This window comes from Amycolatopsis kentuckyensis (genome assembly GCF_002155975.1).
Lineage (GTDB): Bacteria > Actinomycetota > Actinomycetes > Mycobacteriales > Pseudonocardiaceae > Amycolatopsis > Amycolatopsis kentuckyensis.
The window spans coordinates 1-748 of record NZ_MUMI01000868.1 but is presented as its reverse complement, the minus strand read 5'-3'; the positions used below and the strand labels follow the sequence as shown (position 1 = coordinate 748).

Sequence of the window (748 nt, the reverse complement as noted above, 5' to 3'; positions counted from 1 at the left end):
GCCCGTGCCTTCCTCGTACCCGGCGGCTGGGGCGGCGGTCGCCCAGGTGCATGCGGAGATGGCGATCAGGTCGGAGGCAGCCTCGCGGGCGACCTCGGCGATCGCCTCCTCGTCGGTCTCGGCGGGGTCGTCGCCCAGGCGCCACAGCACCACCGGCACCGCGCCCCGGCGCACCGCGACGACGTCCCCCGCCTTGCGGTTGCGGTAGGCGTCGGTGCACGCGACGTCGTAGAACGCGCCGCCGCCCATGGACAGATGGACGGTGCCGGCGTCGGTGACGTCGGTGACCGTGGCCGAGACGGTCTGCAGTCCGCCAGCGGCTTTGTCGAGGGTGTCGAGGGTCTTGCCCAGCTGCTCGCGGGTCCCCATCACAGCCTCCTGGTGCTCGTGCGGGTCTGGCAGGTCTGGGTGATCCCGCCGAGCGTGTACGGACAGGAGTCGATCAGGTGCCGCTCCCACACCCCGTCCTCGACCTCGACCTCGACGACGTCGCCCGGCTCCATCGCCGGATTGCACACGGAGGTGAAGGAGAGCGAGGACTGCACGCCGAGGCTGTCGGCGAGCCGGGCCCGGGCGACGTCGGTGGCCTGGCCCATGCTGGCGATCAGGGGCGAGGTGTAGCGGCCGGTGCGCACGCGCACGCCGGGCAGGCCGAGCCGCTGCGGCGCGAGGGGGTCGCCGACGGGGTCGGGGGCGGCGTACGTCAGGCTGCCGGGGTCGTCGTCCCAGGAGAACGCCGGCCCCACCG

2 protein-coding genes are annotated in these 748 nt (G+C 73.9%); both read right to left on the bottom strand.

What is annotated here, in order from left to right:
• Window positions 1–369 (bottom strand): hypothetical protein (locus CCN39_RS48770; RefSeq protein WP_208630706.1); only part of this gene is annotated, 369 nt, incomplete at its 3' end.
• The coding region (locus CCN39_RS48765) for a hypothetical protein (RefSeq protein WP_208630705.1) at window positions 369–748 on the bottom strand (380 nt) is incomplete at its 5' end. The genes CCN39_RS48765 and CCN39_RS48770, both read right to left, overlap by 1 nt.